16 protein-coding genes and 1 tRNA gene are annotated in these 14,482 nt (G+C 51.8%); 6 read left to right on the plus strand and 11 right to left on the minus strand.

The window, feature by feature from the left end; all coding sequences use genetic code 11:
• Window positions 1-228 precede the first annotated feature (228 nt).
• The 5 genes from EDM54_RS22930 to EDM54_RS22950 form a co-directional block, all read right to left on the minus strand.
• Window positions 229-669 carry a GreA/GreB family elongation factor gene (locus EDM54_RS22930; RefSeq protein ID WP_003390819.1) on the minus strand — a complete coding sequence of 147 codons (441 nt, stop codon included), beginning with the start codon at window positions 667-669 and terminating at the stop codon, window positions 229-231.
• Window positions 670-965: 296 nt separating this feature from the next.
• Window positions 966-2,228 carry a stalk domain-containing protein gene (locus EDM54_RS22935; RefSeq protein WP_024985452.1) on the minus strand — a complete coding sequence of 421 codons (1,263 nt, stop codon included), beginning with the start codon at window positions 2,226-2,228 and terminating at the stop codon, window positions 966-968.
• Between the two features lie 188 nt (window positions 2,229-2,416).
• Entirely contained in the window at window positions 2,417-3,217 is an 801-nt protein-coding gene (locus EDM54_RS22940; RefSeq protein WP_024985451.1) for a FixH family protein, read from the minus strand.
• Window positions 3,218-3,491: 274 nt separating this feature from the next.
• Window positions 3,492-3,959, minus strand: a complete 468-nt coding sequence (locus tag EDM54_RS22945; protein ID WP_122958851.1) for a thioredoxin family protein — start codon at window positions 3,957-3,959, stop codon at window positions 3,492-3,494.
• A 3-nt stretch (window positions 3,960-3,962) separates the two neighbouring features.
• The gene (locus EDM54_RS22950) at window positions 3,963-4,391 is read right to left on the minus strand and encodes a disulfide oxidoreductase (RefSeq protein ID WP_024985450.1); all 429 of its coding nucleotides are present in this window, start codon (window positions 4,389-4,391) and stop codon (window positions 3,963-3,965) included.
• A gap of 228 nt (window positions 4,392-4,619) precedes the next feature.
• Between EDM54_RS22950 and EDM54_RS22955 the strand changes: the two genes are divergently transcribed.
• Together EDM54_RS22955 and EDM54_RS22960 are read left to right on the plus strand one after the other, a co-directional pair.
• Window positions 4,620-5,678 carry a DUF4198 domain-containing protein gene (locus EDM54_RS22955; RefSeq protein WP_003390809.1) on the plus strand — a complete coding sequence of 353 codons (1,059 nt, stop codon included), beginning with the start codon at window positions 4,620-4,622 and terminating at the stop codon, window positions 5,676-5,678.
• Between the two features lie 121 nt (window positions 5,679-5,799).
• Window positions 5,800-7,632 carry a copper resistance protein CopC gene (locus EDM54_RS22960; RefSeq protein ID WP_122958852.1) on the plus strand — a complete coding sequence of 611 codons (1,833 nt, stop codon included), beginning with the start codon at window positions 5,800-5,802 and terminating at the stop codon, window positions 7,630-7,632.
• Here EDM54_RS22960 and EDM54_RS22965 read toward each other — a convergent pair.
• Window positions 7,629-8,417, minus strand: coding sequence for a metallophosphoesterase family protein (locus tag EDM54_RS22965; protein WP_003390805.1), 789 nt, complete (start codon window positions 8,415-8,417; stop codon window positions 7,629-7,631). The genes EDM54_RS22960 and EDM54_RS22965 overlap by 4 nt on opposite strands.
• An 86-nt stretch (window positions 8,418-8,503) precedes the next feature.
• Here EDM54_RS22965 and EDM54_RS22970 point away from each other — a divergent pair, with 86 nt between their 5' ends.
• From EDM54_RS22970 to EDM54_RS22990, 4 genes are all read left to right on the plus strand, one after another.
• Window positions 8,504-9,229: an NAD-dependent deacylase gene (locus tag EDM54_RS22970; protein ID WP_003390802.1), complete on the plus strand. Its 726-nt coding sequence runs from the start codon at window positions 8,504-8,506 to the stop codon at window positions 9,227-9,229.
• A gap of 101 nt (window positions 9,230-9,330) precedes the next feature.
• Window positions 9,331-9,401: transfer RNA gene (locus tag EDM54_RS22975), tRNA-Thr, on the plus strand.
• 1,046 nt (window positions 9,402-10,447) lie between these two features.
• The gene (locus tag EDM54_RS22985) at window positions 10,448-11,158 is read left to right on the plus strand and encodes a FadR/GntR family transcriptional regulator (RefSeq protein ID WP_024983694.1); all 711 of its coding nucleotides are present in this window, start codon (window positions 10,448-10,450) and stop codon (window positions 11,156-11,158) included.
• A complete protein-coding gene (locus EDM54_RS22990; protein ID WP_003390795.1) occupies window positions 11,155-12,378 on the plus strand; it encodes a CynX/NimT family MFS transporter in 1,224 nt (407 codons plus the stop codon). The genes EDM54_RS22985 and EDM54_RS22990 overlap by 4 nt, the downstream gene beginning before the upstream one ends.
• Before the next feature lie 126 nt (window positions 12,379-12,504).
• Here the strand turns inward: EDM54_RS22990 and EDM54_RS26625 are convergent, their stop codons facing one another.
• From EDM54_RS26625 to EDM54_RS23005, 5 genes are all read right to left on the minus strand, one after another.
• Window positions 12,505-12,642, minus strand: coding sequence for a hypothetical protein (locus tag EDM54_RS26625; protein WP_161785207.1), 138 nt, complete (start codon window positions 12,640-12,642; stop codon window positions 12,505-12,507).
• A 4-nt stretch (window positions 12,643-12,646) separates the two neighbouring features.
• Window positions 12,647-12,871, minus strand: coding sequence for a hypothetical protein (locus EDM54_RS22995; protein ID WP_003390793.1), 225 nt, complete (start codon window positions 12,869-12,871; stop codon window positions 12,647-12,649).
• A gap of 198 nt (window positions 12,872-13,069) precedes the next feature.
• On the minus strand, window positions 13,070-13,573 hold the full coding sequence (locus tag EDM54_RS23000) for a Gmad2 immunoglobulin-like domain-containing protein (protein ID WP_003390791.1): 504 nt from the start codon (window positions 13,571-13,573) through the stop codon (window positions 13,070-13,072).
• Window positions 13,574-13,801: 228 nt separating this feature from the next.
• Complete coding sequence (locus EDM54_RS26630; RefSeq protein WP_170208371.1) at window positions 13,802-13,960, minus strand: hypothetical protein; 159 nt, start codon at window positions 13,958-13,960, stop codon at window positions 13,802-13,804.
• Window positions 13,961-14,036: 76 nt separating this feature from the next.
• Window positions 14,037-14,444, minus strand: coding sequence for a zinc ribbon domain-containing protein (locus tag EDM54_RS23005; protein WP_172920847.1), 408 nt, complete (start codon window positions 14,442-14,444; stop codon window positions 14,037-14,039).
• Window positions 14,445-14,482 lie beyond the last annotated feature (38 nt).

The raw sequence follows: 14,482 nt of genomic DNA on the forward strand, positions 1-14,482 counted from the left end.
ACAAAATCTCCGCATATACACAAAGCCCTCGGCATTGCCTACTGGCAACAACAAGGGCTGAAAAGCTTAGTGCAACGATATTCTCAAATTCGTCAAGCTTGGTGAACCGCCGTATACCGAACGGTACGTACGGTGGTGTGAGAGGACGGGGGTTAGTCGCCCCCTCCTACTCGATTATTGTGAAGGCAATCGCACAGTACGGAAAAGGGATTGCTGTTATTTTCAACGTTACCAGTCGACAAAACGAATCGAGCGGACAATGACCTCCTGCGTCCCCATGGGCATTTCCAGACGGACCGGCTCATTGACAGGATTCATCAGCAGTTGTCGACCTATAGGCGATAGGAACGAGATTCGTCCCAGATCGGGGTCAGTATGTTCCGGAAAGCAGATCGTCAGGGACTCTTCCAACCCGTCATCCACGTATTGCAAAGCAACTTGCGATCCGATCACCACTTTGGGCAATAGGGAAGTCTCTTGATCTTTCGTTTCCTTCAGCAGTGTTTCCACAGTAGAAACATATTGGTCCAGCCACTGATTGGCTTTTTGGCGTTCGTTGTGTTTACCGGCAAAATGAAGATCTAAAAAAGGAATGCGTTGTTCGTCAAAGAAAACCAACTGCTCCACCAAACGGCGGTGCATGGAATTAGGCAGGGTACTACGGTTCATCGTATTCATCTCCTGTTCGTATTGGAATGAACCAACGGTCAGCAAAGTCTGCGAGTCGCCACGGTGTTCGCCTCATTTTCATGCATAATCCCCCCATATAATAAAAGGTGGCCCCTTGCTCCATATGCAGGGGACCATACTTTCATTTTACCTAAATCCTAGAAAAAAACAACATCGTTTCCAGTTGGCACAGGCGCCTTGAAAAAGCAGACACAACAAAATATCCCCCGGTGTCCTTGGCGGATACGGGGGATTCCAATGAGTCTATGGAGCTCGCGTTGCTATCGTCATGAGGATTATTGAAGAAAGGCTGGAGCAGCTTCTTTCATTTCGATGGATTGGGCCAAGCGAGCCTTTTCGGCCTCGGTGATGAGTCCGAGGCGCCATAGAGCGATGCCCTTCAATCCATGGCGTTTGGCCAGACCGACCTTGCTGTCAATTGACTGCTCGTCTTCGCTGGCTGCTGAAATTCCGAGCAGCAGCTTTTCCTTTGGCACGTGTGCCAGTGCCATCGTGATTGCTTCATTTACTTTACCCATCGGCTCGGGACGCTTTTCGTCCTCGTACGCGTAGGCCATCAATACGAGCTCATCGGCCACCTTGCCAAGAGAGGCGTAGTCATACCCCTGATAGGAGCTGTTGAGGGGATGAAGTACGAGCGAAAGCAAAATGCCTGACTCATGCAAAGGTTTCGCCAACAACTGAACGAACTCGGTAAATTGCTGGCGGGCCAATGCGATATCGCCGCTCAGTCCAAGACCTTCGAAGTCTAGTGACACACCGGCAAACCCTTTTTCCTTGGCAAGCGAGACAATTTCAGCTATCGCACGCTCACGCAGACCGGGTTCAGACAGCAGGCGCGTCAGCTCTCCGGTGCCGTCTGTGGCAAACACCATGAGAGAGGGAGCCGTCCCTTGTTCTTTGGTGGCTTCGATGATCTTCTCGGGAGTGATGTCATTTGCCGGCTTCGGCCAATAAAAATCCTTCCCCTCAAGGGTAAGCTGAGCATTGCCGTCGATCCGGGCCCAACCAAACGCGACTGCATCAAACGCCGGGATATACTGCCGCTGCGAATAAGATGAAATCGCGTAAAACGCCGTGGTATGCAGCTTCTGGCGCGGTGAAGCAATCGAAACGGTCCGTGTGGCAGGCTCCCAGTTTACTTGCGCACCGAATTGCGTGCTGAAAAACTGCAGGGGGATCAAGGTGTGCCCGTTTTGCTCAAAGGGGGCGACGGGGAGCTGCGTGGCCACGCCGTTCACCATAACCTGCGGATTATCCAGCTGCATTTGTATGTGCTTCCCGTCCTTGTCCGCCGTAATCGTTCGCGTTTTGCCGTCCCACTGTACGTCAATTCCCAACGCTTGCGCGATTACACGGAAAGGAACCATGGTTCTGCCCTCAACAAGTCTGGGTTCAGCGGCAAAGGTCAGCGGATACCCATCCAGCAATATCGTGGGGGCGGACGGAGCTGTCGCGGCTTCGGCAGAAGGTACCAGTCCGTTCAACATGCCAAAACAGGCGAGTGCAAGCAAAAATGATCGTTTGTTCTTTTTCATCGTATCCTCTCCCAACTTCTCTCTACTCGATTCTTATATCAGTCCATGGACATTTCTGCAAGATGAAAGTTTCTGTGGATATGTAAAAATATTAAGAAAACCGGAAAAGCGGCCGGGCTGCCCAAGCCGTAAAAAACCCCGCTCATACTAGTGGGCGGGGCTTGTCGCAAACATTCGAATGGCAAGGCTTATTGTACGGTTACCGAGAATTCCTTATGGTCATGGATCTCTCCCTTTTCCACATGCACCTTGACGGTGTACGTACCCGAAGCAGGGAAAGCGGCGTTTGCCGTCGTGTATTCGCCAGGCTGTTTTTCGCTGGCATCCACATACTGGTGCTTCTCTTCGCCTTCGCGCCAGATTTCAAATTTGACCGCAGCTTCCGTCAAAGCCTGGTTGTCCTTTTGCACATGAACCGTCAAGGAAGCAGCTTCATTTGCTTTGATTGACTCAGCCGGCTGAAAGTGCATATTGACAACGGCACCGTGATGGTGTTCCTCTGACCCGTGAGAGCTGCCGTGTTCATGCGCAGCCGAATGTTCCGGCTGGGAAGCCTGATCGTGCTCGTGCGCTGCATGAGAGCCGTCAGCTTGATCAGCGGCGCCTTTTACCGTAAAGGTCTGTGTTTGCATATTGTGAAAATCGCGGGCTGTCACGTGGTACATCACGTTGTATGCTCCTGGCTCGGCAAACGTTTTTTGGGCGGTGTAGACTCCTTCTTTTTGGAGTGTCGCCGGGATGGTTTCGTGCTGTTCCTGTCCATCCTTCCAGATTTCGAATTCCGTTTCCCTGGCATCGTCGACAGGAGCACCGTCTTGGGTCACTTTTATCGAGAAGGTTACCGCTTCATTGGCTACGACCTCCTGCGGCTCAATCGTCAAGGCTACCTCAATAGGAGACCCAGAGGGGAGGGCATTCTCTTCTTTGCTGCAGCCCGCGCCCACGATCAGGGCGAGCGAGGCAATCACTGTCCATATATGTCGTTTCACTTGTACATCCTCACTTTCTGTCATCACAATTACGAGAAACCCCTGCTTTTGTCAAATTGCATCAAAAAGCGGACGGTTTCTTTTCGCTGGGGCAAGTATCCTGCCCGGCGGTGTGAAAAGTCTTTTCCTGCTCCCACAACATTATAGGCAAAAAGGGGGAGAAAAAGATGACTCAAACGGGCTATTTCCCTGTTGATTTACAAGAGTGTTCACATAAACGCCACCTTTTTTATGCGAGAACAGGAAAGCCTCCCGTAAATTGGGAGGCTGCAAGTCATTTTTTCTGTTCCTGAAACCATTGTTTCAATTCATCGGCTGTCTGTTCGCCGACCAGACGAGATACTTCTTTTCCATCTTTGTAGTGGAGAAGAGTAGGGGTGTACTCAATGGCAAACGCATCCCAGCTGGATGCAAATTCGAGCAGGTTGTGCTTCTTGACATCCACTTTCAGCTCATCGGCAACCGGAACCAGGACGGGTGTCGTTCGCTGGCAGTGTTCGCAAGTCGGACTGTAGTAGTAAATGAACAGCTCTTCTTTCCCTTCCAGCTTTGCTTTCAATTCGTCAGGGAGAATTTGATTTCCGTAATTGGGGTCATCCAATTGAGCGATCGTAGCCGGATTCAGATTTGTTTTGCCGAAAGGATTTCCTTCTGCAGCTTGCTTGTTGGCCATATCCGAATACACGACGGCTCCGATCAGAAATACAGCAGCGATGACGGATAGGATAATGATCTTTTTCATGCTTTACTTCTCCTTCCCATTGGTACGAATGAAAATAAGCAGTACGGTAATCAAAAGAAAAGCGATGAGCGCCAGGAACGGAATGGTGATAAAGCCTAGCCAGTTGATGTAGTCCGTGTTGCACGGGATGATTCCGCACGCGTTGCCGAGCTCATGCAGAGCGGGGACCTTCTGTACCAGATAGTGATAGAGTGAAATGGCTCCCCCGATAATAGACAGAGGCAGGGCATATCGCGCAATTCCGTAATCTTTTTTTGCGGAAGCGATCCCGAGCAAAAGGACCAGCGGATACATAAAAATTCGTTGGTACCAGCACAGTTCGCACGGAATGTACTTCAGCACTTCCGAGAAGAACAAGCTGCCCCCGGTTGCGACCAGGGAAACCACCCAGGCTGCAAAGAGCGCTTGCTCCACTATACTCTCTCGTCTCATATCAACACCTCGCCCATTATCTTACCATAATTACATAAAGGAAGTGACTTATGTTAAGTAACAACTTGTGAACGCTGTTTGAACTTGCCTGTTTTCACCCACGTTCACATATCGTTCAACCCTGGCCCCTCAAAGATAGCCCTGTTGAGTCATACTCAATCCAGCGGACGAGCCATATACTGAGACTGGATATCAAAGGAAAAACAATCGATCGGGAGGAACTCAACCATGAAAAAACGAATGACGCTTATTCCTGCTCTCGCTTTGGCGTGCCTGCTCGCTGTACCGGCATCGGCACATGACGGCTGGTCGCAAACCAATACACCGATTGTCTCGGCTGGCGAGGTTTCGTACGTAGAGTTGCTGTTCGGAAACCACTCCAACCATCATGGCAGCTATCGCATCGAGGGCAAGTGGAGTACCGATTCTACCAAAGTATACGTTACCTCTCCGAATGGAAGCAAAGCAGATATTACCACGACTCTCTTTTATACGGGAGAAGAGAAAGAAGTGACAGAGCCGGGGAAAAACAACTATTACGTAGCTTCTTTTTCCGCTTCCACCCCGGGTGCATACATCGTGTCCGTGGAAGGAGACAGTCTCTTTCAAAATGCCGAGGTCTCCAGCCGGACATTGCGCAGTGCTAAATCCTTCGTCGCCGTCAGCGATATCCCTTCTTTGGAAAGAGTAAAAGAGCTGAAGGGCTTCAGCCGTCCGGTCAGCCTGGATCGGGCGGAGCTGGTGCCGCAGTTCAACCCGGCAGCGGTTACACCTGATCAGAAGGTGTCTGTTCAACTGCTGCTAAAAGGGAAGCCGCTTGCAAACTCGGAAATTACCCTGATCCGCCGCAGCACCAGTGATGCGGCCATCTACAAGACAGATGCAAATGGCACGATTGCCTTTACGACTGGCCCGGCTGACTATTATCTGCTCCGGGCGAAACCGGCTACCGATGAAAAAGTGGCAGGTCAATACGATACAACCAATTACGAGGCAACCATGACCTTTTCCGTCCAGAACGGGAAGTTTTCCCTCCCGGCGCAAAAGGCGAAGGGTGCGCAGCCGCTCGTCTATATCAACGGCAAGCTGACTGACGTGTCCGGGCTGACATCGGCTGACGGGAAGACGACTGTACCAGCTACATTCGTGAAAACGGCTTTGAATCCTGCTTATCAGGGAACCGGCCAGGTGGATTTGCGGAAAGCCGCAATGGAAGCAGGAGCGACAGTCGAAGTATTGGCACCGATCGGCACTTTGCCGGAAGCGATTGTCATCACGAAGAAATAAGCAGCGATAGCCAATCGGAAAAAGCCGTCGAAAGTTTTTCGGCGGCTTTCTAGTCGTCTTCTCTGCCGGAAGCTATTTCTCGGCGGCGAAAGGGCTTGGCAAATGGAAAGGGGAACAACGTATGAAAAGATGGCTCCTTTACTTCTGTCTGTGTGTATGCATGGTGTGCAGTGTTCCGTCATTTGTGTACGCTCATGCCAATGTGGATCAATCCTCGCCACAGCAGGAGTCAGAGCTGCAAACCTCGCCGAAGGAGATACGGATATCCTTCACGGAGGAAATCAATGCAAATGTGAGCTCGCTCGTTTTGAAAACAGAGCAGGGAGAGGTCGTACCGGGTACGTTTCGGGCAGAGGGAAAAAAGACGCTCGTGATGCCGGTCTCTTCCTTGAAAAACGGTATATACCGTGTGGAATGGCAAGTGTTGTCGGTAGATACTCATGTTACGGAAGGCTCGTTCCGATTCGCTGTAGGAGTACCGCTGCCCAAACATCGTCCGGCTGATACGGTCTCCCTGGACGGGGACGAGACGACTGAAGCTGCTGTTCCGCCGCCCACTGCTCTTCCGGCACAGGAACAGGAAGCTTTGAATCAGTCAAAAAACGGACCGGCTAAACAAAACGAGAGCGCTTCGGCAGCGACGGAAAAAACAAAAGGCTCAAAAAGTGAAGAGAAGGCCGCTCCTTACGCCGATTCAAAGGCTGCCAGCCCGCAACAAGAAGTGAAAAAAGCTCCCGTTGACAGCCAAGATGCCAGGCAATCGCAAAATACAGGATCTTCACAGCTTGCAGCCCCGGGTACAGCAGGGCAGTCCTCTTCAGCGGAAGCGGATAAAAACTCCGTAAAAGCGGAACAGACATCTCCCGCCGACGAAGCCGGTCAAGCCCCATCGGTGTCCATTTCGGGGGTTCAGGCAAATAACGGACAGCAGCCTTCCGTAACCGTTGGAAAAGGAAATGGCTCCTCGGATGCCCAGGTTACAAAAGGGGAAAGCGGCGTAGAAATTGTCGCCGACAAGTTTGCCTCCCCGGAAGACCATAACCACGAGGCTCATGAGGCATGGAACAGATGGCTGCGGATGGCAGATGTGCTCGTTGCGGGAGGCTTAGGCATTTTGGTGTTTCTCTCCAGGTGGGAAGGGTTTGTCCGGGCCATCGACACCAAGTGGCTCCACAGCAGAAAGGTCAAGCTGATCATCTGGCTGGCCATGCTCTTTTTTGCGGTGAGCGGTGCCGTAAGAATCTGCCTTTTGGCTGACATGCTTCGCTTGCCGGGAGGCTTTGGGGAAAACATGCTGACGCTGCTTCGTGAAACGATGACAGGCACGATCGGATGGATTCGGCCCCTGCTCTGCTTCCTGCTTCTTCTGGCAGTGCGCTATACGGCTCATTTCCGGTGGGGAAGTACGATAGCAGTCATCGCCCTGTTTTGCACGTTCCCATTGACGGGTCACGCCATGGCAGGACAGGAGAGATTTGCTTCGATGACCTCTGACGTTCTCCATATGGCGGCGGCAGTCATCTGGATGGGGGGCTTGTCTGGATTGACGGTATTGTCATTCCGGCTCGCCATGAATCCCGATGGGCTGATTGCCATGCACAAATTGATGAGCCAATTCGCCCAGTTGGCACTGTATTCGGTCGCAGTCATTTCCGGGACAGGCATTGTCCTCGGGCTGCTCCGCTTCTCACAGCTCCAGCAGCTGGCGACCACTTCGTACGGGCTCATCCTGACCGCCAAGATCGGCGCGTTTTTGCTGGCGCTACTCATCGCCGCATTCCATCGCGGACGGGTAATGCCCAGACTGACCGTGCTTTCCGGATTGCAGGAAAAAGACGCTCTCCGCTTGGCGAAGAAGCTGTCCTGGACGCTGCGCCTTGATCTCATCATTGTCTTGGCGGCCTTGATATTGGCGGGTCTGCTCTCGGCAACTCCCCCGCCGATCATTCGTTAAGTGAGGCGTACCCGGGGAGCCGATTGCAGACCTCTGAGCGGAACATAAACATACCGGAGGGAAGGCCAGTTGACGAGGAGAATGCCGCCTTGCGGGGACGCCGCTCCGCCGTCGATGCCGATCAGGTTCCCGTGGTGCCAAGGGCCCTGTCCGGTATACCCGGGAAGCCTGGGGACGGGCGTGTGACCGAAGATAACCATTTCTTCTCCCCTGTAATGATCGTAGAACGGCTCTCGAATCCATAGGAGGTCCTCGGGACGTTGTTTGGAAAGGGGGATGCCCGGCCGAATGCCTGCGTGCACGAGCAGCGGCGGCTGCCCTCCGGTGGATTCATTGGCAGGCAGCATTTGGTAGAGAGGCAGCGATTCGAGAGTGGGGAGCAAGTACGTGTAACGGGCAAGAATATCTTCGCGCGCTGCGTTTTGCGTTTCGACGGGGGGGACTTCGCCAAGAAAGGCGCGGCGCAATGCCTGTCGCCCCAAAAACGAGCGCACGGTTGCATCTCCGCCATTCATCAGCAAATACAAAGTGGGATCCATATTCCCCTTCAGCCAGTCCTCGAACATCTGCTCATGATTTCCCTTGAGCAAGAAAATCTGCTCCGGATAAGCATTCTTCAGACTGAGCAAATACTCCAGTACCTCTTTTGATTGGGGGCCGCGGTCGACCATGTCTCCGATTACGTAGAGGCTGTCTTGGCGTTCCGGGGAAAAGGAAACCCGCTGCAAGGCTTCGCGAAGCGCTTGATACTGACCGTGGATGTCTGAGACGAGATAGATGTTCATCTTGACTGCTCCTCCCCGTGTACTTTGTCGTTGACTTCCTATAAAATATGAACAATTGTATGCATTCGTGAGAGGAGGGGAAGGCTTTGGACGAATTGAACAAGCTGCTCAAGGATGCCCGCCACGCCATCGTTTTCACGGGAGCCGGGATGTCAACGGAAAGCGGACTGCCTGATTTCCGTTCTGCACGGACGGGATGGTGGCAGGGAAAAGACCCGGCAAGACTCGCCAGCACAGATGCTCTTCGCAACAATCGGGAGGAATTTGTCTCTTTTTACCGGATGAGAGTGGAAGGGCTTCTGTCGTGTAAGCCTCACCAGGGGCATGTGATTTTGGCCGAATGGGAACGGCGGGGACAGATCAAGGGGATCATTACGCAAAATGTGGACGGCTTTCATCAGCGTGCCGGCAGCCGGCGTGTTGCGGAGCTCCACGGGACACTAGCCACGCTTACCTGCATGCGCTGTACAAACAAATACGAGTCTGCCCGCTATTTGGATCAGGGGGGGACCGCGTGCGAGTGCGGCGGGTTTTTGCGTCCTTCTGTCGTGCTGTTTGGAGAATCGCTTCCGGAAGCCGCCTTTGCACAAGCGGTGGAATGGACAGAGCGGGCAGACCTGTTCCTTGTACTGGGCTCATCGCTTGCCGTAAGTCCGGCCAACTGGTTTCCAGAGCAGGCGAAAGCAAGAGGGGCGAAGCTGGTCATTATCAATCGGGATGCTACCCATCTCGACGGTATTGCCGATCTGTTGATACAAGATGCGCCGATTGGCGACGTTTTGCGGAAGGCTGAAATCGAGTGGAAACATTAAAATTTCCTCTTGATTTTTAGCCTTCTTTTTACTAGAATAATTTTTGTAAAACGGCTGGGTATTATTTTACCAGGCAGAAAAAGAGAAACTGTCTTGAACCTGCCCCTATAGTTAAACGGTATAACAGATCACTCGTAATGATCAGTTCGTGGTTCGATTCCGCGTGGGGGCATCATTTTTCATCAAATGCTCGCCATATCGACGTTTTTATCCGATACATAATCGCCTCTTTCATTGTCTTTTACGGGCAAATGGAAGGGGCTTTTTCTATTTCGTTTGCAGGGAAACGCAAATAGTGTTAATTTGGCCTCTGATCGAAGGGTTGATCGGCATGTAAAAAATGCCACAACAGGACAAACGAAAATGAGTTGCTACTGGCATGGAAAATTTTGTCCAATCATAGTGCGATCGTTTGTGGATTGGTCCGCAACGGAAAAGAGGAGTCTCATTTTGTAGGTATTGCAAAGTAAACGGAAGATACAGAGCATTGGTGTAAGAAGCTATTCATGAATGAAACAGAGAGCAAAACTAATACAAAAGTCCCGTCAAAATTATCATGCCTATAGCTCGATATCGCAGCTTTTTTCATATATTCGATGCCCCGGCACTCTCCGATACAGAAATGAAACAAATAAGGAGCGTGTTTGCCCGTGATTCGTCCTTCCTTCTATTTTAAAGTACCGTGGAGAAAGGCCGCTGCTTTTCGGCGCGAGCTGGCCAAGATACCCGATTCCATCCCGCACATCGTCACGTCTTTTCCGAGCGGCGAAATTGCATTTATGTTCCCGGACCTCCCTGTACATCAATATATCCGCGTAGTACGTATTTTTGGGGAGAACGGAATCCCTTTGGTGATATCAGAAAACGAGTGCATGATATAACCGCGAATTGGTTTGTAGCAGGAGCTAAAAGGAATAGGTATAGGCCCCCGGACGAATGCATGGACGGGGGATTTTTTGTGGAACAGAAAAAAAGCCTGACCAATCATTGGTCAGGTGAAAAATGAAAAAGCGTCTACTACCTTTATCGTCAGAAGGGTAGGTCTTTTTTACTGTTTTCCTGTAACTTTTGTAAAAAATTTTAAAAAAGCCCATCTTTAATAACGGGAGCAAGGGTCTATAATCCTATTTTCAAAAGAGTTGATGGGTTGACACACCATTCGCCTATGTTATAATCAAAAACATCCAATCATCCTACGTTTGGTGGTGAGTGAGAATTATGAAATTAAAACAGGCAGGGAGAATGACACTGGTGGAGCAGGTTGTAGCACAGATCTATTCCCTGATCCAGTCAGGGGACTGGCCGGTTGGCACGCGAATTCCGCCAGAGCCGGAGCTGGTCAATCAGTTGGGGGTCAGCCGCAACACGGTACGGGAAGCCGTCAGGGCCTTGGTGCATACAGGTATGCTGGAAACAAGACAGGGAGACGGCACCTATGTTTGCTCTTCCAGTGAACTGGGTGCCGCTCTGCAGCGTCGTTTTCAGCGCTCTGCCTTGACAGAAACGCTGGAGGTGCGTTCTGCACTGGAGCAGGATGCCGCCCGCCTTGCTGCGCTCAGGAGAACGCCGGAAGACGTGGAAGCCATGAAGACCTGGTTGACAGCAAGCGAGGTAGCCGATAACGCCCAGACCTATATTGAAGCAGACGTGCAGCTTCACATGTCTATCGTAAAAGCAGCGCACAACAGCATCCTGTTGGAGCTTTATGAGCACATGACTGAGTCGATCCAGCAGTCCATTGGAGAGACGGTAGACAAAGTGGTTTTCTCGGCTGCGTCCAAGCGACTCGCCCTGCATAAAAAAATCCACAGAGAGCTGATAGATGCGATTGTCGCGGGCAGACCGGAAGAGGCAATACTCGCTGTCCGGGCTCATATTGAAGCAGCGCAGCAGGCTTTCGAGGATCAAGAACGGGGAGATGCAAAATGAATACAGATCAAGCTTTATCCCGTGAAGGAGCACGGGCCGGCATATGGCTGCTCGCCTTCGGGATTATACTTGTTGCCACCAATCTGCGGGCACCGATAACGGCTGTCGGTCCTATCATTGGGGAGATACGCGATCATACCGGCATTAGCAATACAGTCGCCGGTCTGCTGACCACCCTGCCGCTGCTCGCGTTTGCCCTGCTTTCACCGCTCGCCCCGAAAATATCGCGGCGGTTCGGGATGGAACAGACGATTATGTACAGCCTGCTTGTCCTGCTGACAGGAATCGTTCTCCGCTCCCTCCACTCGGTCTGGCTGCTTTTTATCGGGACCGCCTTGCTCGGCTTGGCTATCGCTCTCGGCAATGTGCTGATCCCAAGCTTGATCAAGCGGGATTTTCCGCAAAAGGTAGGAGTGATGACCGGTGCTTACTCCATGGCGATGAATTTGTTCGCTGCCATCGCTTCGGGGGTGAGCATCCCGATTGCTCACGGTCTTTCGTTCGGGTGGCAAGGCTCGCTCATCTGCTGGGCCATTTTGGCTTTTATCGCATTGGCCGTATGGGTGCCACAGCTGCGCAAAAACGCACAAACGGCAGTTTCGGTTAGAGCGGGTTCGACTGCAGGGGCAATTTGGAAATCTCCGCTTGCGTGGAAAGTGACACTGTTTATGGGGCTGCAGTCCTTGGTGTTTTATGTGGGGATAGCATGGATTCCGCAGATTCTTCAGGATCAAGGTGTAAGTCCTTCTGCTGCGGGGTGGATGCTGTTCCTGATGCAATTCGCCAGTCTGCCTGGCAGCTTCCTGATGCCAGTGCTTGCAGGGAGAGTATCCAATCAGCGTCTGCTCGTGGCCATAACGACAGGATGCATGTTCATAGGGTACGCGGGTTTGCTGGCTGGAAATACGGTGCTCATGCCGCTCTGGATTATTCTGATCGGTATCGCTGGCGGCTGCAGCTTCAGCTTGGCAGTCATGTTTTTCTCGCTGCGTACACGCAGTGCGGCCGAAGCGGCTGAGCTGTCCGGGATGGCCCAATCGGTCGGGTACCTGCTGGCTGCGCTCGGCCCGACTCTTTTTGGCTTTATCCATGACGTGACACAAGGCTGGACGATGCCGCTCTTCCTGCTGCTCATCGTAGCCTTCTTGCTATTCCTGGTCGGCTTGGGGGCTGGCAAGAATGTGTATCTCACCTCCGCCGAAAAAAGCGCGGCTTCCTGACCGCAGCAAGAGAAGCGAATGCAAGTAGCAAAGCTGCGCCAATATCAAGAAACAGGAAAGCATGGTCCGCATGCCGTCTGCAAGGACTTCGGTCCGAAGCAGTCTCGTATGTGACCATGCTTTCTGTCATTTGACGGACTTTTCTTCGTTGTCTGCTTGTGTGTCTTGATTGCCCGGGAACACCTCGTTTTCCCATTTGGTCATGAAATAACCGGACAAAAGAAATGAGCCGATGATGCCCGCGGCGATGAGTACACCAGTCATCTTCTTAATCCGGATACCTCTCGCCCTCGCCCTGGAACAGCTCGCGAACCTTGGAATGGGTCCTGGCAGGCAAATGTGGCAAGACAATCGCCAGCTGGCCTTCACTGAGATCGAGCGGGCTGCCGGGAGATTCCACAGCGTGCGGAATATTCATGGCTTCCAATGCCCGTGTATAGACAGCGGCATCATCCCAACTGGTTACGTAGTAGACGGATTTGTTTTCCAACATCATCACACTCCTCAACGCTAGTATATGCCGGAGAGGGGAGCAACTATTAAGTTGCCGTTTCGCGGAAAAACACAACGGTTTCCGTGAGGGACACGGTTTCACGGTGAGCGGGAAAAATAGATAAACGTAAGCGAAAACCCGCCGTTGATTTCGCGGCGGGTTTCATTGGGTCAGATCATGCCGTATCCGGTCATTTCTTTAGGGCAGGGCAATGGGCAATTCCATTCTCCGGCTCCCGTCCTTGGGGCTGGATTCAAACAAAACCAGAGTCAAGGTCGAATTGGGCTGGTCTTTCTTTACCTTGACTGTGAATTCGAAATCTCCCCATTCAGGAGCCCCTGCCGAGGTTTGGACGTTTCCTTTGGTCAGCTCGTTGTGACCATCCTCTACTACATATTGAAAGTTGCCTTCGAACACGCGAGCCTTGCCTTTTATCGTAAAGGTGTCTTCGCCCGTTTTTTCTACAGAGGCCACTTGAAAAATATCGTTTTTGTACGTCTCGTCATTTTTATCTTGATCGTCTGTTGGCTGAGTCGAAGTGCCAGGCTGCGGCGTTTCCGGTTGAACGGAGTCAGAAGGCTGCTGTGCCGGTTGTTCTGTGGCAGGGGGTTGCGCCGGTGTGCCAGTCGAAGGCGTCTCTTTGGAAGAAGTGCAGCCTTGCAGCAACACGGCTATCAGTAGGATTGACAGAAGTTTCTTCATGCTTACCCTCCAGTTGTGTCGTTGAAAAATCTGTTGTCACTATAGGACGAAGAAGACAGGTTATCCGTTACATTATAATTGTTTTGTAAAAGAGAGGAAACCATCCATTCCTCAAAAAAATAGCTCCCTGCGTGAGGGAGCCAAGACTTCGCCGCATCCATTATAGCACAGCAGATCGCGAAGCGAAATCTGATGGGCGAACATGTCGCATTCCAGCATATATCGCATCTACTCATCCGGCGTTCGATCGAGGAAGAGACGGGTAACAGTCGTGGAATCGCCGTTGTTTACCTCTTGCTCAGATGCTTTTTCTTCCAACTGATCATGTGTGTTCATTCCCGGAGCGACGGATGGCTCCGCTTCCGGCCGGGTCTTGTGAGAATCCATGGATGCTCCCTCCTTCTTCCTTAGAATGACAAGAAGGAAGAGGGGTTATTCGGGAATCAGGAAGAGGGCCGCGGGATTAACCGGAGGAAGGTACGCTTTTCCCGCATTTGGGACAAAAGCGGTACTCGGCTTCGACTGGTTCTCCGCAGTAGGGGCAAAATCGTCCAGTATTCTGCTTCGATTCAGAGGATGTGGAGCTGAAATGGCGGTGTAACGGGTCGCCTTCTTCTCTGGAATCCGTAATGTCAAACAAGGACATTCGCTCTTTGCCTGTCGCGTTTTTGTAATGGTAGACGGCTTGTGCGATTCCCATCCCGATAAATAAAAGGCCAAAGGCAGGGAAGATTATGCCCACTACGGGAAAAGGGGAGTCCTGCGTGATGACAAATGCCATGATGGTCCAAAATATACCGAAGATTACGGCGAAAATGCTTCCAGCGGCCCCCATGGCAGAAGGGCCGCGGCCGGGTTTTATACTTTTCAAAGGATTCACCACCTTTACTGCATACCACTATCATAAAA

The organism is Brevibacillus borstelensis, from assembly GCF_003710865.1.
GTDB lineage: Bacteria > Bacillota > Bacilli > Brevibacillales > Brevibacillaceae > Brevibacillus > Brevibacillus borstelensis.